We start from the raw sequence: 20,382 nt of genomic DNA, 5'->3' as shown, positions 1-20,382 counted from the left end.
GCTCGGATTCGACCCGGTTGTCGCTGGCATGACGACGCTGTCCGGCGCGTTCGGGCACCCGGTTCAGGTAGGTGGTGTAACCCACCAGGTCGGTCGCCTCCGCCAGGGCGGCGCGCACCTCCTCGGTGGTCCACTCCGGCGCGCCGGGGCCGAGGCCGACCACGACGACCTCCCCGACGCGGGTGGTCTCGTCCGTGCCGATCTGCCGCTGCGCGACCGGCTCCGGCGCTGGACGGGGCAGCGGCGTGGTCGGTTCGGGGCCCGGCACCAGGGTGATGGCGAAGTAGGGCACTTCCGCGTCGTCCACCGCGGTGGCGTGCAGGACACGCTGGTCGGTGCTGCTGGCGCGCTCCACGTAGTACGCGCCCGCGAGCCGGCCGGAATCCGAAAGCGCCTGACGCACGGCGGGATAGGTGCGTCCCAGCTTCATGATCGCGGCCGCGTCGGTGCTGCGCAGCCGCTGGGTGAGTTCCTCGGCGGGCATGGTGCCCGGCAGTACGGTGAGCACCTGCTCGCCCTCGACCAGCGGCGTGCCCAGTGCCGCCGACGCCGCGCTCACGGAGGTGATCCCGGGAACGATCTCGGCTTCGAACCGGTCGGCCAGCCGCCGGTGCATGTGCATATACGAGCTGTAGAACAGCGGGTCGCCCGCGGCGAGCAGCGCGACCGAACGTCCAGCGGCGAGGTGCCCGGCCAGCCGCTCGGCGGCCTGCTCGTAGAACTCGTCGATCGCGCCCTGGTAGCCGCCGGGGTGGTCGGTGGTCTCGGTGGTCACCGGATAGACCAGATGCTCCTCCAACTGGCCGGGACGCATGTACGGCGCGGCGATGCGGCGGGAGATGCTGCGGCCGTGGCGCGCGCTGTGGAACGCGACGACATCCGCCGCGCCGATTACGTTGGCGGCCTTGACCGTCACCAATTCGGGATCGCCGGGACCGAGTCCGACACCCCAGAGCTTGCCCGGCGCGCTCATTCCCGCTCACTCGCGATCGCGTTCAACGCGGACGCGGTGATGGCGCTGCCGCCCCGCCTGCCGCGCACCGTGAGGTATTCGACGCCGCCGAACTCGATCAGCGCGTCCTTCGATTCGGCCGCTCCCACGAATCCGACCGGGATGCCGAGCACGGCGGCGGGCCGGGGCGCGCCCGCGTCCAGCAGGTCGAGGAGATGGAACAGCGCCGTCGGCGCGTTGCCGATCGCGACGACGGCGCCGTCGAGCCGGTCGCGCCACAGTTCGAGCGCGGCGGCGGAGCGGGTCGTGCCCTTGGCCGCGGCCAACTCCGGCACGCGCGGATCGGCGAGGGTACACAGCACCTCGTTGTCCGCGGGCAGTCGCTTCCTCGTGACGCCCGACGCGACCATGGTGGCGTCACAGAGAATCGGAGCGCCCGCGCGCAGCGCCGTCCGCGCCGCGGCGACGACACCGGGGGAGAAGGCGATGTCCGCGGCGAGATCCACCTGGCCGCAGCCGTGGATCATGCGCACCGCGACCTGCGCGACGTCCGGCGGGAACCCGCTCAGATCGGCCTCGGCGCGGATCGTCGCGAACGAGCGACGGTAGATCTCGGCCCCGTCGGTCAGGTAGCTGGCACGTAGGTCGGACATGCGGTCCACCCTATGGGTGCGGGTCCGGACAGGTCGGTCCGGGTCGGGCGCTTCGCATCCCGGCCGAGCCGCCCCGGAACCGGCGCGGCGTGCCACGGGATCAGGTGCGCGGACGCTCGAGAATCCGCGACATGACGATGGCGCTGCGGGTGCGCCCGACCCGGGCGTTCTCCCGGATCCGCTCCACGGTCACCTCGATCTCGGCCATGTCGGTGGCCATCACGTGCACCAGCGCGTCGGCCTCGCCCGCGATCGTCCATACTCCCACCACTTGCGGGATCGGTTCGAGGCTGCGTTTGAGTTCGGCGGGGGAGATGTTGTCGCGGTAGTACACCTCGACGTACGCCTCCGTCTTCCAGCCCAGCGCCGCGGGATTGACCAGAGCGGTGAACCCGGTGATCTGTTTGCCCGCCACCAGCCGGTCGACCCGGCGCTTCACCGCGGGGGCGGACAGGCCGACCACGCCGCCGATCTCCTGGAACGACGCCCTGGCGTTCTTCAGCAGTTGTTCGAGGATCCGCCGGTCGAGGTCGTCCATGTCACACCTCTCGCCGTCTACGCAATGAACTGCCGATTTTTCGGCTAGCTGCGCAATGAATTGTTGTTTCAAGCGCAATACTAGGCGACTTACCTTCATATCAGCTGAAAGTCCCGCTCGAGCCAGGGAGTTCCGTTGACGTCTGTAGCCACCCTCCCCGCCGACTTCGCCGCGCGCCGTTCGTCACCGCGCCGGTTCGTGATGTGCCGTCCCGATCACTTCGACGTCACCTACTCCATCAATCCCTGGATGAATCCCGCCGAGCCGGTCGACCGCGCACTGGCCGTGCGGCAGTGGGAAGCCTTGCGCGTCGCGTACACCGAACACGGGCACACCGTGGACGTGGTGCCCGGTGTGGCGGGCCTGCCGGACATGGTCTTCGCCGCCAACGGCGGCCTCATCATCGGTGACCGCGCCATGTCGGCTCGCTTCACCCATGCCGAACGCGCCGCGGAAGGTCCCGCCTATCACGCCTGGTTCGCGGCGTGCGGCCTGCCGAACCTGGTGGCCGCCGGGGAATGGAACGAAGGCGAAGGCGATTTCCTCTTGGTCGGTGACCGTCTCCTGGCCGGTACGGGATTCCGCAGCTCGTTCGCCGCGCACGAGGAGGTGGCGCGATACTTCGGGCTGCCCGTGGTTTCGCTGGAGCTCGTCGACCCGCGCTTCTACCACCTGGACACGGTGCTGCTTCCCTTGGACGGCGACACCATCGCCTACTACCCGCCCGCTTTCAGCCCGGCGGCCCGCGCGGTGCTCGCCGAGCTCTACCCCGACGCGATCGTGGCCACCGAAGCGGACGCGGCGGTGCTCGGATTGAACGGGGTCTGCGACGGTTTCCACGTCTTCCTGAGCAGCGCGGCCACCGACCTGAGCGACGCGCTGCGCGCGCGTGGCTACCACCCGGTGGGCATCGAGATGTCCGAGCTGCTCAAGGCCGGTGGCTCCGTCAAATGCTGCACCCTGGAGATGCACGGCAGGTGACCGGCGACCGGCACGGTGGGACGGTCAGTCGACGCGATAACCGTCGTCGGTCGCGACGACATCGGTGACCTCGCCTTGCGGGCGGCCGCAGCGGCGATCACACCCGGACCAGTGCTGACGTCCGGCGACCGCGACCTCCGGTGCGGGCATCGTCCGCGGGACGCCGGCCGGATCGGCGACGCCGGGCAGCACCCGGCCCGTGCCGACCGCGTCGGCGGCGTCGGCCCGGACATCGGTGCGCGACTTCGCGCAGCCCGGCTGCCCGGCACAGGCGCTGACCAGCAACCACGGCGAGTCGGCGTCGAAGATCAAACCCATCGGGGCCAGCACGCGCACCACCTGTTCGGCGGCCCACTCCGCGAGATCGGTGACCACCAGGCTGCGCCACGGCGTGAGGTGAATCGGCCGCTCGACCGCGGCGAGGAACTCCGCGACGCGGGCGGGTAAGCAGCCGAGGCGCACACCGGCGCCGAGGGCGACCGAACCGTCGTCCTGCTCGAGCCAGCCGATCGGGATACTGCGCGCCGCGGAGAATTCGAGCCGCTCGGCGCCGGGGGCCAGACCGAGGCCGTCGGCGACGCGTGCGGCGCCGTGTTCGATGTCGTGCAGCCGCCAGCTGCCCGCATCGTCGCCGCGCAGTCGCAGGAACTCGTGCGCGGCGGCGAGCATGACATCGACCGCGTCGGCGGAGGTCACCCGAAGGCCACTGTCGCCGCCCGCCAGCAGCAGTGCGAACTCGTCCGGTCCGACGGCGTGCACCCCGATGTCGGCGCCGAGTCCGCTGACGTCGCCGCGTCCGTCGTCGAGGGTGAACAGCACCCGGCCGGGCAGGTCGGCCAGGCGCGGCGCCGCGAGCAAACCCGCGTCCAGCGCGGAGACCAGCGGGTGTACGTCGGCCGAGCCCCCGATGCGGCCGGACAGCGGCGAGGCGACGATATTGCGCACCCGATCGTGCGTCGCGCTCGGCAGGAGGCCCGCGGTCGCGAGCCGGTCGGTCAATGTCCCCGCGTCGCGCACCTGGCGCAATTGGACGTTGCCGCGCGAGGTGAGTTCGATGTTGCCGTCCGCCAAGTCGTGCGCGGCCTGTGCCAGCGCCTGCATCTGGGCGGGCTCCAAGCGCCCGCCCGGGACCCGGATCCGCGCCAGCGGCCCGTCCGCCGCCTCGTGCAGCCGCAGTACGCCGGGGCAGGAATCAGCAGCGCGTCGTGTCATAACGGCCCCAGCCTACGGAATCGCCGCGGTGCCCGGCCGCTCGCCCGAGTGCGGCCCGTTCGGGCGCGGCATCGAACGCTGCCTCAGGCGATCGAACGCACCCAGTCGATGACGGCGGCCCGGTACTCGGCGGTGTTGCGCGCGAGGTTGACCGAGTGCCCGCTGCCGGGCAGCACGTAGGTGCGCAGCCGCGCGGCCGGGCTGAAGAACGGCGCCTCGGCGGCGTGCAGTGTCTCGGCGTTCGCGCAGACCGCGAAGCCGGGGCCGCAGGAGAGCCGGTCCAGGCTGCCGTTGACGACCAGAACCGGGACATCGATGAAGTTGGTCATCGGCGGAAGGGTGGAAGTCAGGCCGTCGGGATATTCGGTCGGCGAGAAGACTTCCTTGGTCGCTTCGTCCACCGCGAGAACTTCGGGGTCGGCCGTCTCGGGGGCGAAGAAATCGGCGGCGCGGGTACCGGGGCGTGTCGTCAGATAGCCCGGGTCGTATCCGCGCCCGGAGAATTGCGGATCCCCGGCGGCTTGGTGGTAGGTGGAGATGACGCCGAGGACTTCCGAAACGTTGAGGGCGTGCGAGAAACCGGTGAGGAGGAGGCCGTCGACGTCCTGGTACGTGCTCGCCTCCAAGACGTCGATACCCGAGCTGAGCGAATGCCCGCCGGTGACGACCTTGTCGAACGGGGGCGCACCCGCCAGCCCCCGGCGCAGGGCCTGGACGATGTCGTGCAGGGCGCGGGCCGAGACCGTCGCCGTGACCTGCGTGCTCGGCGGTCTGGTGCTCGCGCCGTTGCCGAGCCGGTCGACCACCAGGGTCGCGATCCCAGCGGCGTTCATCGCGCGCCGGAAGCTGTAAGTCTCCGGAGCGTAGGGGAAATCCCAGTACGTGTGGTTGTAGTTGGAACCCGCGATCAGCACCATGACGGTGTCGCTCGCCTGCGCCGTGGGCGTGCACAGGTCACCGGCCATCATCCCGAGCGGTACCGGGATCGAGACCGACGTGCAGCGACCCGGCGCAGTGTGCTCGGCACGGGCCACGCACGGAGTCAGGCAGAGCAGGGTCGCCGCGGCCGAGGCGGCGAAGGACCGTAGCCAGGTTCGCACGCGACGCAGGCTATGCGCGAACGTCGCGCCGCGCAATACCGGTCGTTCGTATTACACGTGCTGGCAAGAGTTTTCGTTCCAGCGGACGTCGACCATCCCTCGGCGGAACGAAGGTGGCGAAGTCGACCCCGACGGCGACGCCGTCGACCGCTCCGGCGAACGACTTCGAGCGAACGAGCGTGGAGAGCGGTGCACCCGTGCGGGCGTCGGGCTTCCCCACCGCCGATTGCCTCCCGATCCGGGGCGGATCGTGCGTCCGACTCTCCGGCGAACGCCGATACCGCACATAATGTTCAGTGGCTATCGCATAGTTGATTCCGCACGCGTGCATCCGGCCGTACCCGATGGGGCGTCGGGAGCGCGGACCTCCGGGGCGTAGCGGTGAACGAGGAGCGCGGGAACGTGAGTGCTACGAGACAGAGCGTGGGTACGCGAGCGGTGCATTTCGTCGGGAGCTTCCCGGCGGAGAACGCGGACGTCGCGATGCGGGCCATGCTGGACAGCGCGGGTGCGCGGCTGCGTACCCTGCCGACGGGGGAGACCGGGCGCTACGAGTTCTACATCCAGCCGATCGTCGAAAGTTTGGTGGCCCAGGGCGTCCTGGCGGTGAAGAAGCCCGGGACGTGGCGCACGAGCCGGCATCGGACGATCCATCGCGTCGCCCAGGGCACCGAACTGTGCGCGGACGCCATGGATCTCGGCTATCGACGCGAGGCCGAGGAAGCGCTGCCGATCTTCCGCGAGTTGCGCGGGAACCGCGAATTGCCCGGTCTGGCGCTGCAGATCGGCATGCCGACCGACTTCACGTTGACGTTCATCGCCATGGGGGCCTCCGGTGTGCGGCGGCATCGCCGGGCCTTCACCCTCGCCACAGTGCGCGACATCACCGCCATTCGGGAACTGGCCGGCGACGACGTCGTCGTGCAGCTCGAGGCGACGGCGGAGCTGGTGCTCATGGCGAAGACACAACCGCTGCACCGATCGGTCGATCGGGTGCTGGGACTGGGCGAGGGGATCGCCGCATTGGCCGCGGCCGCGCCCGAGGGAACTCGTTTCGGGGTGCACCTGTGCCTGGGCAGTCTGCGCAACAAAGCCCGTGGCAGGCTGCGCGATGCCCGGCCGCTGGTCGACCTGGCGAATTCCGTCGTCCGGCAATGGCCGCGGGGACGCGTCCTGGAGTACGTGCACGGCCCCGTCGCGGCGGGCGATAGACCGCCATCGGAGAATGCCGAGTTCTATGCGCCGCTGGCGGGGTTGAGGCTGGGTGCGGGCACGAGTTTCTATGCGGGATTGGTGCACGACGCGCCCACCGAGGCGCAGCAGTTGGAGACGCTGCGGCTCATCGAGAGCGCGCTGGGCCGCCCGGTCGACGGAGTCGCCTGCGCATGCGGTTTGGGCCGCCGTTCCCGTTCGGTGGCAGACGAACTCATGGCGCGAGCCGAGGTGCTCGCGACGGGCGGCCCGTCCTACGAGTGACACCATTTACGCGACGACATCGGAATCACTCTCTCGCGCGAACTTTATCGTTTACGTCGCTTCGCGAGTTGAGGAATTCGGTAAGGGCCGGCAACAATTCGTCAGCATATTCGCCGACGCGATCCGGCAGGTACGGTGTCCGATATGGAACGAGCACCGCGGGGCGTCGATCCGAACGTGCCGAATTCCGCCCGGGTATACGACTATCTGCTGGGCGGCAAGGACAACTACGAGGTGGACCGGGCGGTCGCGCAGCGCATGCTGTCCATCGCGCCGGATACCCGGACGTTGGCCTGGTTCAGTCGCAAGTTCCTGGTGAACGCGGTCCAGCTCGCCGCGGAGGCGGGTATCCGGCAGTTCATCGATCTCGGTGCGGGTATCCCCACTTCGCCCAACGTGCACGAGGTCGCCCGCAAGATCGATCCGTCGGCGCGGGTGGTGTACGTCGATTTCGACCCGGTCGTCTACGCGCACTGCAACGCCCTGCTGACGCAAGCGGAGGGCGTGACGGCGATGCAGGGAGATGTCCGCCGTACGGAGGACTTACTCGACCGGTTGAAGGGCGAGGGGTCGATCGACTTCGACGAGCCGGTCGCGATCACGCTCGTCGGCGTCCTGCATTTCGTTATGGACGACGAGCGCCCGGCCGAGATCGTCGCGCGACTGGGTGCGGCCATGGCGCCGGGAAGCTATCTGGCGTTGACGCACGGCGCCGACAACAGCAATCCGGACTTCATCGCCCAGTCGTCGTCGGACACCGCCAACTCCTCGGCGCAGGTCAGGTACCGGTCTCCGGCCGTGGTCGAGTCGTTCTTCGAGGGTTTCGACCTGATGGATCCCGGCGTGGTTCCTTTGCAACGCTGGCTCGACGACGACCTTCCGGACACCGGGCTGGTGCTGCTGGGCGGGGTGGCTCGGAAAACCTCGGCGGCAGGCCCCGGCTAAGGTCGGGCGTATGTCCGAAATCTCCACCCTCGCCGACCGGTTCGCCATCGTCGAGGTGATCACCAAGATGTTCGTGTACACCGATCAGAAGCGCTGGGAAGGGCTGGCGTCGGAGGTCTTCACCCCGGCCGTGGATTTCGACGGCGGGTTCGGCGGGCCGGTGGGGGAACGGGCCGCCGCCGACATCATCGCGGACTGGCGCACCGGGCTCGCCGATCTGGACGAGGTGCACCACCAGTCCGGCAATCACCTCATCGATCTGGACGGCGACGCCGCGCGCGTGCACGCGGACGCGATCGCGGTGCACGTCAAGAACACCGCGGTCGAGGGCAAGACCCGCACGTTCGTCGGTAGCTACTCCCTCGGCGTGGTGCGCACCGCCGACGGGTGGCGGGTCAACCGGTTCCACTATCACCTCAAAGTGATCGACGGCAACGCCGACTTGATCTAGGTCGGGTGTCGTCCGCGGCCCGAATACGGCTCACGCGCACCGCGTCCGTGGTGTCCGTGTCGCCACGACACGGGACGACGGCGTATCACGGCGTTGTCGTCGGTTGCGTTTCCGGTCGTACCGTCACCGCGTCCGCTTGGGCGCGTGCGCGTCCCGGCGCCCACACGCCGATGAGGATCGCGGCGACGAAGGTGAGAATGCCCAGCGCGAGCGCGGACTGCTGGACGCCGTGGACGAAGGCCGACTCGGCGAGCTCGGCCAGGGGCGCGGCTTGCGGGCCCACTCGGTCGGTGACGTGCAGCGTCGCGGCCAGCGAGTCGCCGACCGGCTCGCGAAGCTGTTCGGGCACCCGCGCCAGGGCGGGCGCGATGCGGTTGCTGTATCCGGCGGCGAGGATGCTGCCCGCGATGGCGATGCCGACCGCCGCGCCCACTTCGCGCGCCGCGTCGTTCACCGCGGCGGCGACGCTGTGTTTCGCCGCCGGGGTGCCCGCGATGATCGCGGCCGTCGCGGGTGCGGTGCACAGTCCGGTGCCGCCGCTCATGATCAGGAACGGCCAGAGCAGGTCGGCGTAGGTGCTGTCGACGTCGAGGCGGGAGAGCGCGATGAGCGAGATCCCGATGCTCACCAGCCCGCCGGCTATCGGCAGCCGTGGTCCGACCCGTTCGGCCAGCCGGGGCGCCACCGCGGAGATCGCCACCATCGGCACGACCATCGGCGCCATCGCCAGCGCCGACATCAGCGGCCGGTACCCGAGGATCAGTTGCAGGAACTGGACCATCAGCAGGAAGGTCCCGAAGCACACGAGGAATTGCAGGGTCACCGTGGCCGTGCCGGAGCCGAAGCCTCGATGGATGAACAGGCGGACATCGAGCAGGGGGTGCGCCACCCGGGTCTCGACCACTACGAACGCCACCGCCGCCAGCACGGCTACGACGGCCGTACCGATCACCACCGGGTCCAGCCACCCGCGTTCGGGCGCCGCGATGGCGGCCACCACCAGCGATCCGACGGCGGCGGCCGAGGTGACCGCGCCCCACACGTCCAGCCTGGGACGAGCCCGGTCGACCGACTCCGGCAGTGTGGATCCCGCGATCATCAGGAGCAGGCCGGCGACGGTCATCGCGAGAAAGATCGATACCCACGACCACTGCTCCAGCAGCAGGCCCGAGCCGAGGATGCCGAGCACCGCGCCCGCACCCGCGACGCCCGCCCACAATCCGATGGCATCGGCTCGGCGCGACTCGGGGAACCCCGCGGTGATCAGCGACAGGGTCGAGGGCATGACGAGAGCCGCGCCCACCCCGGCCGCCGTCCGGCCCGCGATGAGCCAGCCGGGCGTGTCGAGTAGTACGGGCGTCGCCGAGGCCAGCGCGAACACCGACAGTCCGAGGATCAGTACGGCACGCCGCCCGTACCGGTCGCCGAGCGCGCCCGCCGGGAGCACCAGGCAGGCCAGCGCCAGGGTGTATCCGTCGACGACCCAGGTGAGCTGGTGCTGACTGGCCCCGGTCGCGGCGGCGATCTCCGGCAGCGCCGTGTACAAGGCCGCCATCGACGCGACGACCAGGGCCACCGTGGAACAGGAGATCGCCAACATCCACCGCTGAGCGGCCGACAAGCGGGTCGTGGTGGACTCCATGTCGCCTCCCGGCAGAACAGAACTGTCAGTATCGCTACGCTACTATCAGTAGCATAAGTTGGCCGGGTGGCGATAGACGTCGCGGAGGGAGGAACGTTCGACCCATGACCGGTGCTGCCCACCCCACCCCGCCCCACCCCGAGCCCGGTGACGATGTCGATCCACGCAAGCTGCGCTCGCGCGCCAGACTGCTCGACGCCGCCACCGCGCTGCTGAAAGCCGGTGGGCTGGAGGCGGTCACCGTCGAAGCGGTCACCACCATGTCGAAGGTCGCGCGCACCACGCTGTACCGGCATTTCGACAACGCCGTGCAATTGCGCGCCGCCACGCTGGAGCGTCTGCTTCCTCCGGTCATCGAGGCGCCGCCCGCCGGGCCGCTGCGCGTGCGCCTGACCGAATTGCTCAGCAGGCAGGCCACGGTGATCAACGAGGCCCCGCTGCAGCTGTCCACGCTGGCGTGGCTGGCCACCGGCGAACGCGGCGAACCCGGCGCGGGCCCGGCGTTCACCTCGCTGCGTCAGCGGCTCATCGAGCAGTACCGCAAGCCGTTCGACCAGTTGTTCGGCGATCCGCGGGTGCGCGCCCAGCTCGGCGAATTCGACGTAACGCTCGCCCTGACCCAACTGGTGGGCCCGATCGTCTTCGCAAGGCTGGTCGGCCTCCCGCCCACCACGGCGCAGGAGTGCGCGCGACTCGTCGACGATTTCTTGGCCGCCCGGGCCCGCGATCGTGACCACGGCGCCGGACACTCGCTCGAGAGTGATCCTGGCGGCGGGTAGGCTCGGCGTGCTCGGCGGACGACGAGGAAACCGGTGGAAGTCCGGTGCGGTCGCGCCACTGTAGAAAGCCAGACCCTCTCCGGCGAGCAGCGAACCCCCTGATGGGCGCGTCACCCGAGGAAGGCTGCCACCTGTGATTGTGCTGTTGTCCACGTCCGACACCGATCTGCTCAGTGCCCGCGCCAGCGGCGCCGACTACCGCTGGGGGAATCCGGCGCGCCTGCTGGTCGACGACCTACCGGGCCTGCTCGACGGCGCCGACCTGGTGATCGTGCGCATCCTCGGGGGCAAGCGGGCCTGGGAGGAGGGGCTGGAGGCGGTGCGCGCGAGCGGGATTCCGCTGGTCGCGCTCGGCGGCGAGATCGCCCCGGACGCCGAGCTGATGGAATGCTCCACCGTTCCGGGCGGCGTCGCGGCCGACGCGCACAACTACCTCGCCGCAGGCGGCCCGGAGAACCTGCGCCAGCTGCACAATTTCCTGTCCGACACCGTGCTGCTGACCGGCCACGGCTTCGAGCCGCCGATTCAGCTCCCCAGCTGGGGCGCACTCGACCGGGCCGCCGCCACGCCCGCGGATGGTCCGACCGTGGCGGTGGTCTACTACCGCGCCCAGCATCTGGCCGGCAACACCGCCTACGTCGAGGCTCTGTGTACCGCCATCGAACAGGCGGGCGCACGGGCGCTGCCGCTGTACTGCGCGTCGCTGCGCACCGCCGAACCCGAGCTGATCGCGACCCTGCGCCGAGCCGACGCCCTGGTGGTGACGGTGCTGGCCGCGGGCGGCACCAAACCCGCCACCGCGTCGGCGGGCGGCGAGGACGAGGCATGGGATGTCGGCGCGCTCGCCGACCTGGACGTGCCGATCCTGCAAGGGCTGTGCCTGACCACGGGCCGTGAGCAATGGGAGGCCAACGACGACGGACTGTCCCCGCTGGACGTCGCGACCCAGGTCGCGGTGCCGGAGTTCGACGGGCGGATCATCACGGTCCCGTTCTCGTTCAAGGAATTCGACGCCGACGGCCTGTCCACCTATGTCCCCGACCCCGAGCGCGCCGCCCGTGTGGCGGGCATCGCGACCCGCTACGCGCGGCTGCGCCATATTCCGGCCGCCCGCAAGCGGGTCGTCGTCATGCTGTCGGCCTACCCGACCAAGCACGCCCGCATCGGCAACGCCGTCGGTCTGGACACTCCGGCCAGCGCCATCCGCCTGCTCACCGAGATGCGGCGCGCCGGTTACGATCTCGGCGGTCCCGGCGAGGTTCCCGGCCTGGACGAACAGGACGGTGACGCGCTCATCCACGCCCTGATCGCGGCGGGCGGCCAAGACCCGGACTGGCTGACCTCCGAACAGTTGGCGGGCAACCCGATCCGCATCGGCGCGGCGACCTACGCGGCCTGGTTCGACACCCTGCCCGAAGACCTGCGCGACGCCGTGGTGCGGGCGTGGGGGCCGCCGCCGGGCGAACAGTACGTCGACCGCTCCTCCGATCCGGACGGGGAGATCGTCATCGCCGCGCTGCGTTTCGGCAACGTCGTGCTCATGGTCCAGCCGCCGCGTGGTTTCGGCGAGAACCCCGTCGCGATCTACCACGATCCCGACCTGCCGCCCAGTCACCACTATCTCGCGGCCTATCGGTGGCTCAGCGCCCGTGAGGGTTTCGCGGCCGACGCTATGGTGCACTTGGGCAAGCACGGGAACCTGGAATGGCTGCCGGGCAAGACGCTCGGCATGTCGGCCTCCTGCGGCACCGACGCCGCACTCGGCGACCTGCCGCTGATCTATCCCTTCCTGGTGAACGACCCGGGCGAGGGCACCCAGGCCAAGCGGCGGGCACACGCCACGCTGGTCGATCACCTGATCCCGCCGATGGCGCGCGCCGAGAGCTATGGCGACATCTCGCGGCTGGAGCAGTTGCTCGACGAGCACGCCAACATCTCCGCGCTCGATCCGGCCAAGCTCCCGGCCATCCGCCAGCAGATCTGGACGCTGATGCGGGCCGCGAAGATGGACCACGATCTCGGCCTCACCGAGCGTCCGGACGAGGACTCCTTCGACGACATGCTGCTGCACGTCGACGGCTGGCTGTGCGAGATCAAGGACGTGCAGATCCGCGACGGCCTGCACGTGCTCGGCCGGGCGCCGGTGGGGGAGAGCGAACTCGACCTGGTGCTGGCCATGCTCCGGGCGCGCCAGCTGTGGGGCGGTGAGCGCAGTGTGCCCGGTCTGCGCGAAGCCCTCGGCCTCGACGAGTCGGGCGGCGCGGCGCGCGAGCGCGTCGACGCGGTGGAGGATCGCGCCCGCGCGCTGGTGGCGGGGCTGCAGGCGGCGGATTGGTCGGCGGACGCGGTCGACGGTCTCACCGACGACGCCGAGGTTCGCCGCGTGCTGCGGTTCGCGGCCCGCGAGGTGGTGCCGCGCCTGCGCGGGACCGGCGTCGAGATCGAGCGGGTGCTGCACGCGCTCGACGGCGGGTTCATCCCGGCCGGACCGAGCGGCTCGCCGTTGCGTGGCCTGATCAATGTCCTGCCGACCGGGCGCAACTTCTATTCGGTCGACCCGAAGGCGGTGCCCTCCCGGTTGGCCTGGGAGACCGGGCAGGCCATGGCGGAATCCCTGCTCGACCGCTACCACGCCGACCATGGCGAGTATCCGCGGTCGGTGGGTCTGTCGATCTGGGGCACCTCCGCGATGCGAACCTCGGGCGACGACATCGCCGAAGTCTTCGCGCTGCTGGGCGTCCGCCCGGTCTGGGACGAGGCGAGCCGCCGGGTCCGCACGCTGGAGGTCCTCTCGCTCGACGAGCTGGGCCGTCCCCGAATCGATGTCACGGTGCGCATCAGCGGTTTCTTCCGCGATGCCTTCCCCCATGTCCTGGCTCTGCTGGACGACGCGGTTCGCCTCGTCGCCGACCTGGACGAGCCGGCCGACGCGAACTACGTGCGCGCGCACGCCCTCGCGGATCTCGCCGAGCACGGCGACCAGCGGCGCGCCACCACCCGCATCTTCGGCTCGAAACCGGGCACCTACGGGGCGGGGCTGCTGCAGCTGATCGACGCGAAGAGCTGGCGCACCGACGACGATCTCGCCCAGGTGTACACCGCATGGGGCGGCTACGCCTACGGGCGCGATCTCGACGGCGCGCCGGCCGCCGAGGACATGCGCGGCGCGTATCGCCGAATCGCGGTGGCCGCCAAGAACACCGACACCCGCGAGCACGACATCGCCGACTCCGACGACTATTTCCAGTTCCACGGCGGCATGGTGGCCACGGTGCGTGCGCTGACCGGCAAGAATCCGGAGGCGTACATCGGTGACAGCACCCGTCCGGACGCGGTGCGCACCCGGACGCTGTCGGAGGAGACGGCGCGGGTGTTCCGCGCTCGTGTGGTGAACCCCCGCTGGCTGGAGGCCATGCGCAGGCACGGCTACAAGGGCGCGTTCGAGATGGCGGCGACCGTCGACTACTTGTTCGGCTACGACGCCACCACCAACGTGGTGGCCGACTGGATGTACGAGAAACTCACCGAGAGCTACGTTTTCGACGACGTGAACCGGAAGTTCATGGAGCAGTCCAATCCGTGGGCGCTGCACGGCATTGCCGAACGGCTGCTGGAGGCGGCCGAGCGGAAGCTGTGGGAACGTCCCGAACCGGACACGCTGGACCGTCTCCGGCAGGTCTACTTGGAGACCGAAGGCGAGTTGGAGTAGCCGCGGCCACCCTTCCATTTTTCCCGTCGGTCTACGGAACACGCTGGCGGGCAAGACATTTCGGGCATTCTCAACTGCCGGAGATGGTGATGCGTAACCTCTATAATCGCTAGTGCTCCACGGCTGTACCCAGGTAACGACAGATCGAATCTGCTGAGGATGGGAAGGCTCATGAAGTTCACGAAATTGGTTGCGACCACGCTGCTGACCATTGCCGCCACCGGCGTGACCGCGGCGACCGCGTACGGGCAGACCGGGTTCGACAGCCCCGCGATCAGCGCGAACGGCAGCGGTGTCGGCTACACCGCGACCGTCGCGCCGGACCGGTCGAGCGCGGCGGTCACGCTCGCCTCCGGTACCTTCGCTTACCTGCCGGACGGGGAGATCGCGGTGCTTGGGCCGGACGGCGCGGTGCTGACGACGGTGCCCACCACCGTGCAGTCCGCGTTCGGCCAGCAGGTCGGCGTGACTCCGGACATCGATGCGGCCGGGACGACATTGACCTTGACGCCGGTCGGCGCCGTCGTGCCGGAGCCGGGCGCGCCGCAGTTCATCGGTGACCCGACGACCACCCTGGGCGGGCTGGCGATCGGCTGCGCCGTCGGTGCGCTGATCGGGCTCGTCTTCTTCGTCGTCGGGGTCTTCCCCGGCTGCGTGGTCGGCGGCCTCATCGGCGCCGCCGCGGGCGCCAGTCGGTAGGTGCGCGGCCGACCCGCGAGGGCGGCATCGGCCGCGCTCGGCGCTCCGGCGCAGGGCGCGGCCGTTCGTTTCTCCGTGCGGAGCGTTCGTGACCGCGCTGTTGTCGCCCGGCCGCCTGCGCGATGGGCGCTCAGCCGGCCTGTGTCATGCACGGCTCGACGGTGAAGTCGAGACCGAAGTTGTTCAAGGTCACCGGTAGCGGGCCGTCCGGGTTCGGGCGCGGCGTGGAGCGCAGCCGAAAGTCGGCCGAGGTCAGCAGGTGGGCGAGCAGCGTGCTGGTGACGAACAGAACCAGATTGCGGCCGGGGCAGTCGGCCGGGCCCGCGCTGAACGGCACGAGTTGCGGATACTGCTCCGCGCGACCGTCGAGCCAGATCTCCGGGACGAATCGGTCGGCGAACGGCAGCAGATCGGCGTCCCGATGGAACGCCGGAACCGCGATCATCAGGGCGGCGCCTGCCGCGATGGTGAAGCGCTCGTCGCCCTCGCGCCACTGGGTGTCGGCGGTGATGTCGCGCAAGAGCATGGGGGTGGTCGGCCACAGCCGCACCGACTCCAGCACGCACGCGCGTAGGTAGCCGCGCAGGTCGACGCGGTCCGGGTCCACGGCGTCGGCCAGCGCGCGGGCGTGATGCTCGGGGTGGGTGCTGAGCACCGCCAGCGCGCGGCTGAGCGCGATACCCGCCGCGTCGAAGGCGAACAGCCAGTGCGGTATCTGCCCGACCGGATCGATGGCCCCGCCCGCGGGCACCGCGGCCAGCGCGCCGGCGAGGCTGTCCGGCGGAGCGGACTCGACGTGGCGGTAGAGCCGGTTGGTGAACTGGTCGCGCTGCCTGCGATGCGCGGGCGCCAGGAACGACCAGTTGCCCGCCGAGCGCAGCCGGGCGAGTTCGTCGGTGAGCACGGTGTCGTCGCGTCCTCGCTCCCCGAGGACGATCCGCCGCACCAGCCGCCACCACCGTGTGGTGAACTGCCGCGCGTCCAGGTGGCCGCGGTGCAGGGCCGACACGACCATCTCGCGGGCCTCCTCCGCGATCGCCTCGGCGAACGGCCCGGCCAGGCGATGCAGTGGCTCGGCCGAGTCCAGCGCGGCCTCGTTCACGGCGCGGCGCTGATCCCGGATCGGGCCCTCGGACAGCAGCACGCCGTGCGGCTGGAACTGGCGCAGCGCGGCACGCTTCTCCCGATTGGCCGGATGAAACGGTGTCGGCGCGTCGGCCAGTACCCGGCCGACGTCGTGCGGATCGAGGACGACCACGATCCGGCGACCCGGCACCACGAGCTCGACCGGTCCCGCGCCGAATTCGCGGCGCAGCTGCCGCATGCGTTCGATGGCCCGGGAATCGGCTCCGGTGCGCTCGAGCAAGCCCAGGACCGGCCGACGCCGTGCGATGACGCCCGACGCGACCGAGGCGAATCCGAGATCCGCCAATGCCGCCACCGCGGGCACCCCCACCAGTCGGTGTTCGCGGTTGTCTGCCATACGGCCTCCTCCCGGTGCGCTCGGGTCGACACGGTGCCGACGACCGATCACATACCCGGCGCCGTCGGGTCGAAACCACGGTGGGGTCTGCGCTGCACCGATGCGGTGCGGGGAGGGTCAGCTCGGTGACTGGGTCTCGTCCACCGCGAGCGCGTCCTCGACGGAGTCGAACACCGTGAGCAGCCGATCCAGTGCGGTCACCTCGATCGGCCTGCGCGCCGCGTCGCTCGGGACGACGCGCAGACCGCCGGAGCCGGTGGCCTCGGAGGCCGCGAGCAGGACGCTGAGACCGGCGGAGCCGAGAAAGCCGACGTTGGACATGTCCACCACGACCGCGGCGGGCGCGTCGCGCAGCGCCTCGTCGAGCGCCGACTGCAGGCGCGGCGCGGAGGCCATGTCTATCTCGCCGTGCACGGTGACGACCACCGTGGCGTCCACCGACCGCACCTCGACCTCCAGCGCTCGATGCGCGCTTTCGGAACTCACCATCCACCTCCCGTGCCGGCGAGGCGTCCTCGGCAGTACGCCACGTCGACCTCCGCTCCGGTTCGCGTCTCTTGCGCAATGGGGCACAGCGCAGAGAGCGAGCATTCCGCGGCCAACTTACCCCATCCAGCCGCGACACGATCAGACTGTGCGGTGCGTCCCCTCTCGTGCCCCGCCGGATCGCGCTCCCGGGGAACCCGTGCTCGCCACACGCGCCATGAACGAGGACCGGATGCGGAGACCGCGAGCCGGACAGCGCACGGCCGCCGCCGTGATCTCGGACTTCCGGAGCGGAGTGTCCGAACGCACGGCGGCGGCGGATTCGAGCGGCGGCTGCGGGCCGCTGTCGCAGGTGGCGCTACTCCGGCCAAGTCCCGGTGAGCGATTCGTATCCGGTCGCGCCCGCGCGATCGATCGCGGCCTTGACCAGACCGAACACGGCGCCCTGCAACGCCGCGGCGAACAGCACCTCGCGCCAGGAATGGTCCCGCGCGGTCGAGGCAGGGGCTTGCTCCTCACCCGTGATCTGCGTCCACACCTTGGTGAACACCGCGTTCGCCGCGAGGCCGCCGAGCACGCTGATCACCAAGCCGAGCGGTTTGTAGAGGGTCTTCATCGCCGCCTCCGTACGATCTGCCACACCAGCGCCGCGATCACCGCCGTGCCGAGGGCTACCGGGATCGGGTGGTCGCGCAGCGCGCCACCGGCCTGCCTGCCGCGCGCGGTCACCGGCTCCGGTGCCGCGGCCGCCACCCGGTGCGCGAGGTCCGCGGCGCCCCTCCTGGCCTGTTGGGCCTTGTCCGTGACGGCGTGCGCCGCCTCGGAGGCCGCGTGCTGCGTCGCCTCGACGGCCTCGTGGGCCTTTTCTTTGCTCCGGGCGGGAACATCGAGCTTGTTGCCGAGCTGTTCGACGGTCCTGCCGAGTTCCGCTCTGGCCTGATCGCGGTCGCGCCGCAGCGCCGCGACGTCGTCGGTGGGCCGGCCGGTCTCGGGTCGGGTGTCGCTCATCCCCGCCTCCTGTCCTTGATCACCTCGATGTCCTCGCGCACACCCTCGACCGCCTCCTGCGGGATCGGAGGTGTCGCTTGCTCCACGCTCTTCTTGCCGGACATTCCGAGGATCGCCGCGACCACCAGCAGCGCGCCCGCGACGATCAGCGCGGCCGCCCAGCCCGGCACGACCTCGGTGAGGCCGAGCACCGCCGCGGCGACCAGCGCCGCCCCGCCGTAGAACGCCAGCAGCGCCGCGACGCCCGCCAGGCCCGCGCCACGGCCGAACCGTTTGCTCTTCTGCCGCATCTCGATACGGGCGAGCTGGAGTTCGTCGCGGATCAGCCGGGACAGCTGGGCTGTGGCGTCCTCCACCAGTTCGGTGACCGACCGTGCGTTCGCCGGCGGGCGATGTGTCGTCTCGGTCATGAGACCTCCTTCGGCATGTCATACCTCCTGCACGGCGACTACCCGCGCGTCCGGATTCCAATCGGACGCCCGGACGCGGCGCCGACGCCGAGGCAGGGGCAGTGCCGCCGCGCGGTCAGGAAGCGCGACTCGCGCCGAAGCCGTTGAGCCGCAGGGTAAATCGCGTCACGACCGGTCGAGGTAGCCGCCGAGCTGTGGTACCGCCTCGACCGGGTGCCTGGCCTGCAGGACTTCACCCAGACCCTCGAAACGCCAGGCGCCGTCCTCGCGACGAACTCGACCGAGCACCAGACCGGTGTGCGGACCGCTGCCGGTCAGGTCGAACCGGGCGAGTTGGGTGCGCCCCACCGTGTCGATCACCCGGCAGTAGGCGTTCGCGATCTGATCGAAGGTCTGGCCGGTGTAGGAGGTGACGAGGAACAGGACCGTGCCGACCCGCGGCGGAAGCCGGGACAGATCGACGCTGACGACCTCGTCGTCGCCCGTGCCCGCGCCGGTGACGCTGTCCCCGTGCAGACGCACGGAGCCGTCCGACGAGCTGAGCTGCTCATGGTAGACGACGTCCACGAGCCGGTCCGCGGCGAAGAGCAGGGCCGCGACGTTGAGATCGATCTCCGTACGGCGGCCGAGCAGGCGCGGGCGTGTGGCAGGGTCCCAGCCGAGTGACACGGTGACATGCGCGAGCGGGACGCCGCCCGCATCGCGAACTTCGGTGGCCATCGAGGTTCTCCTCTGCGCTGGACTGCGAACAGGCGCACGGGCCGTTCCCATGCGGAGCGGAGGTGCGGCGTGCGGGGGCACGTTCGGCCGAGACGATCCGGCGGACGAGCAGCGTACCCGTGCCGAGGCGAAATATGACGAGAATCCAATCCATGAGGCGATGCGCCGCGAAGTCAAGGCATGCGGGTTGGCACAGGGCAGGTGCGCCGAGACCGCGGCGCGGGTCGATCCACGCGCGATCGTCCGTCCCGGCGGTCTCCGGTCCGTTCGCACGCCGGGGTAACGGTGGGCGGGCGATCGGCCGATGGTGCGCACGGCGGGTGTTCGGCCGGAGGTGACCGGTCGTGACCGACACCGAGCTGTGCCGCGCGGATCTGCTCGATCTGGCCTATCCCTACGCGATGGACGCGGTGGCCGAGATCGAGCGAAGGCGCATCGAGAATCGCCTCGCCGGGGCTGATTCCGCGACCGCGGTGGCGTTCGCGTCCGCCGTGCGCGGTATCCGGGAGACGCTGGCGGCGCTGAGCGCGGCCGAAGCGCGCAATCCACCGCCCACACTCGAGTCGAAGATCCTGCGGGCGATCGAAGACACGTCTGCGCCCGCGCGCCGCCGTCGCCGGACTCCACGGCTGCTGTTCGAGCGGCACCGCCTGGTCCGGCTGGCGGTCGCGGTCGCGGTCGTCATCGGCGCCGGAGCGGGCACGGTGGTGGTGGCCGAGCGGATCACCGGGACGCGTGCCACGCCGGTCACCGCCGAGCAGGTCCTCGGTCAACCGGATTCCCGCACCCGCGTGGTCGAACTCCCGGTCGGGGGCACGCTGCGGGTGAGCGCCTCGGACCGGCTCGCCGCCGCCGCGGTGATCTTCGACGCGGTACCCGCGCCGCCGCCCGGACAGGCCTATCAGCTCTGGGTGGTGTCCCCCGCGGGGACCGCGCGCTCGGCCGGCGTGCTGACCGAGGTGCCGTCGAGTGTGGTGACCGGGCTCGGCCGCGCTGACGTCGTCGCCGTCACGATCGAACCCGCGAGCGGGTCGTCACGACCGACCGCGCCGCGGATCGCCACCGTCGAACTCGGCTGAGCCACGCTCCGCCGCCGTGCCGGAGGGAGCCCGGCTACTCGCAACCTTCGAGGGTCGCG

At 70.6% G+C, this 20,382-nt stretch carries 20 protein-coding genes and 1 riboswitch; of the genes, 8 read left to right on the top strand and 12 right to left on the bottom strand.

The window, feature by feature from the left end; all coding sequences use genetic code 11:
- From ON27_RS14785 to ON27_RS14775, 3 genes are all read right to left on the bottom strand, one after another.
- On the bottom strand, positions 1-973 hold a 973-nt coding region (locus tag ON27_RS14785), incomplete at its 3' end, for a precorrin-2 C(20)-methyltransferase (protein ID WP_043726339.1).
- Positions 970-1,605, bottom strand: coding sequence for a precorrin-8X methylmutase (locus tag ON27_RS14780; RefSeq protein ID WP_043726337.1), 636 nt, complete (start codon positions 1,603-1,605; stop codon positions 970-972). The genes ON27_RS14780 and ON27_RS14785, both read right to left, overlap by 4 nt.
- 100 nt (positions 1,606-1,705) lie before the next feature.
- Complete coding sequence (locus ON27_RS14775; protein WP_043726335.1) at positions 1,706-2,143, bottom strand: Lrp/AsnC family transcriptional regulator; 438 nt, start codon at positions 2,141-2,143, stop codon at positions 1,706-1,708.
- A 135-nt stretch (positions 2,144-2,278) separates the two neighbouring features.
- Here ON27_RS14775 and ddaH point away from each other — a divergent pair, with 135 nt between their 5' ends.
- Positions 2,279-3,124, top strand: coding sequence for a dimethylargininase (gene ddaH, locus ON27_RS14770; protein ID WP_245559955.1), 846 nt, complete (start codon positions 2,279-2,281; stop codon positions 3,122-3,124).
- Between the two features lie 24 nt (positions 3,125-3,148).
- On the opposite strand, the gene cobG is transcribed toward ddaH, so the two are convergent.
- A complete protein-coding gene (gene cobG, locus ON27_RS14765) occupies positions 3,149-4,336 on the bottom strand; it encodes a precorrin-3B synthase (protein ID WP_043726332.1) in 1,188 nt (395 codons plus the stop codon).
- Positions 4,337-4,419: 83 nt separating this feature from the next.
- Positions 4,420-5,436 (bottom strand): alpha/beta hydrolase, encoded by a 1,017-nt coding sequence (locus ON27_RS14760; RefSeq protein ID WP_043726345.1) that lies wholly within the window; start codon positions 5,434-5,436, stop codon positions 4,420-4,422.
- Between the two features lie 402 nt (positions 5,437-5,838).
- On the opposite strand from ON27_RS14760, the gene ON27_RS14755 reads away from it, so the two are divergent.
- From ON27_RS14755 to ON27_RS14745, 3 genes are all read left to right on the top strand, one after another.
- The gene (locus tag ON27_RS14755) at positions 5,839-6,912 is read left to right on the top strand and encodes a hypothetical protein (RefSeq protein WP_245559954.1); all 1,074 of its coding nucleotides are present in this window, start codon (positions 5,839-5,841) and stop codon (positions 6,910-6,912) included.
- Positions 6,913-7,056: 144 nt separating this feature from the next.
- On the top strand, positions 7,057-7,857 hold the full coding sequence (locus tag ON27_RS14750; protein WP_043726328.1) for an SAM-dependent methyltransferase: 801 nt from the start codon (positions 7,057-7,059) through the stop codon (positions 7,855-7,857).
- Positions 7,858-7,867: 10 nt separating this feature from the next.
- Positions 7,868-8,308 (top strand): nuclear transport factor 2 family protein, encoded by a 441-nt coding sequence (locus tag ON27_RS14745; protein WP_043726326.1) that lies wholly within the window; start codon positions 7,868-7,870, stop codon positions 8,306-8,308.
- A gap of 85 nt (positions 8,309-8,393) precedes the next feature.
- On the opposite strand, the gene ON27_RS14740 is transcribed toward ON27_RS14745, so the two are convergent.
- A complete protein-coding gene (locus ON27_RS14740) occupies positions 8,394-9,950 on the bottom strand; it encodes an MFS transporter (protein ID WP_043726324.1) in 1,557 nt (518 codons plus the stop codon).
- A 104-nt stretch (positions 9,951-10,054) separates the two neighbouring features.
- Here ON27_RS14740 and ON27_RS14735 point away from each other — a divergent pair, with 104 nt between their 5' ends.
- From ON27_RS14735 to ON27_RS14725, 3 genes are all read left to right on the top strand, one after another.
- Positions 10,055-10,729 (top strand): TetR/AcrR family transcriptional regulator, encoded by a 675-nt coding sequence (locus tag ON27_RS14735; RefSeq protein ID WP_051046595.1) that lies wholly within the window; start codon positions 10,055-10,057, stop codon positions 10,727-10,729.
- Positions 10,711-10,827, top strand: a riboswitch (cobalamin riboswitch). Its footprint overlaps the gene before it by 19 nt.
- A gap of 35 nt (positions 10,828-10,862) precedes the next feature.
- Positions 10,863-14,438 (top strand): cobaltochelatase subunit CobN, encoded by a 3,576-nt coding sequence (gene cobN, locus ON27_RS14730; RefSeq protein WP_043726322.1) that lies wholly within the window; start codon positions 10,863-10,865, stop codon positions 14,436-14,438.
- A 171-nt stretch (positions 14,439-14,609) separates the two neighbouring features.
- Positions 14,610-15,137: a DUF8020 domain-containing protein gene (locus ON27_RS14725; RefSeq protein ID WP_043726320.1), complete on the top strand. Its 528-nt coding sequence runs from the start codon at positions 14,610-14,612 to the stop codon at positions 15,135-15,137.
- 130 nt (positions 15,138-15,267) lie between these two features.
- Here the strand turns inward: ON27_RS14725 and ON27_RS14720 are convergent, their stop codons facing one another.
- The 6 genes from ON27_RS14720 to ON27_RS14695 form a co-directional block, all read right to left on the bottom strand.
- Positions 15,268-16,620: a cytochrome P450 gene (locus ON27_RS14720; protein ID WP_043726318.1), complete on the bottom strand. Its 1,353-nt coding sequence runs from the start codon at positions 16,618-16,620 to the stop codon at positions 15,268-15,270.
- Positions 16,621-16,737: 117 nt separating this feature from the next.
- Positions 16,738-17,106 carry an STAS domain-containing protein gene (locus ON27_RS14715; RefSeq protein ID WP_043726341.1) on the bottom strand — a complete coding sequence of 123 codons (369 nt, stop codon included), beginning with the start codon at positions 17,104-17,106 and terminating at the stop codon, positions 16,738-16,740.
- 358 nt (positions 17,107-17,464) lie between these two features.
- Positions 17,465-17,722, bottom strand: a complete 258-nt coding sequence (locus ON27_RS14710; RefSeq protein WP_043726316.1) for a DUF4235 domain-containing protein — start codon at positions 17,720-17,722, stop codon at positions 17,465-17,467.
- Positions 17,719-18,114 carry a DUF3618 domain-containing protein gene (locus ON27_RS14705; RefSeq protein ID WP_043726314.1) on the bottom strand — a complete coding sequence of 132 codons (396 nt, stop codon included), beginning with the start codon at positions 18,112-18,114 and terminating at the stop codon, positions 17,719-17,721. The genes ON27_RS14710 and ON27_RS14705 overlap by 4 nt, the downstream gene beginning before the upstream one ends.
- Positions 18,111-18,524 (bottom strand): phage holin family protein, encoded by a 414-nt coding sequence (locus tag ON27_RS14700; protein ID WP_043726312.1) that lies wholly within the window; start codon positions 18,522-18,524, stop codon positions 18,111-18,113. The genes ON27_RS14705 and ON27_RS14700 overlap by 4 nt, the downstream gene beginning before the upstream one ends.
- A 165-nt stretch (positions 18,525-18,689) precedes the next feature.
- Entirely contained in the window at positions 18,690-19,244 is a 555-nt protein-coding gene (locus ON27_RS14695) for a TerD family protein (protein ID WP_043726310.1), read from the bottom strand.
- Between the two features lie 344 nt (positions 19,245-19,588).
- On the opposite strand from ON27_RS14695, the gene ON27_RS14690 reads away from it, so the two are divergent.
- Positions 19,589-20,323 (top strand): anti-sigma factor, encoded by a 735-nt coding sequence (locus tag ON27_RS14690; RefSeq protein ID WP_043726308.1) that lies wholly within the window; start codon positions 19,589-19,591, stop codon positions 20,321-20,323.
- Positions 20,324-20,382: the final 59 nt, after the last annotated feature.

It is taken from the genome of Nocardia asiatica NBRC 100129, from assembly GCF_000308415.1.
Lineage (GTDB): Bacteria > Actinomycetota > Actinomycetes > Mycobacteriales > Mycobacteriaceae > Nocardia > Nocardia asiatica.
The sequence above is the reverse complement of the archived record's forward strand: the minus strand, read 5'-3'. Positions and strand labels throughout refer to the sequence as shown.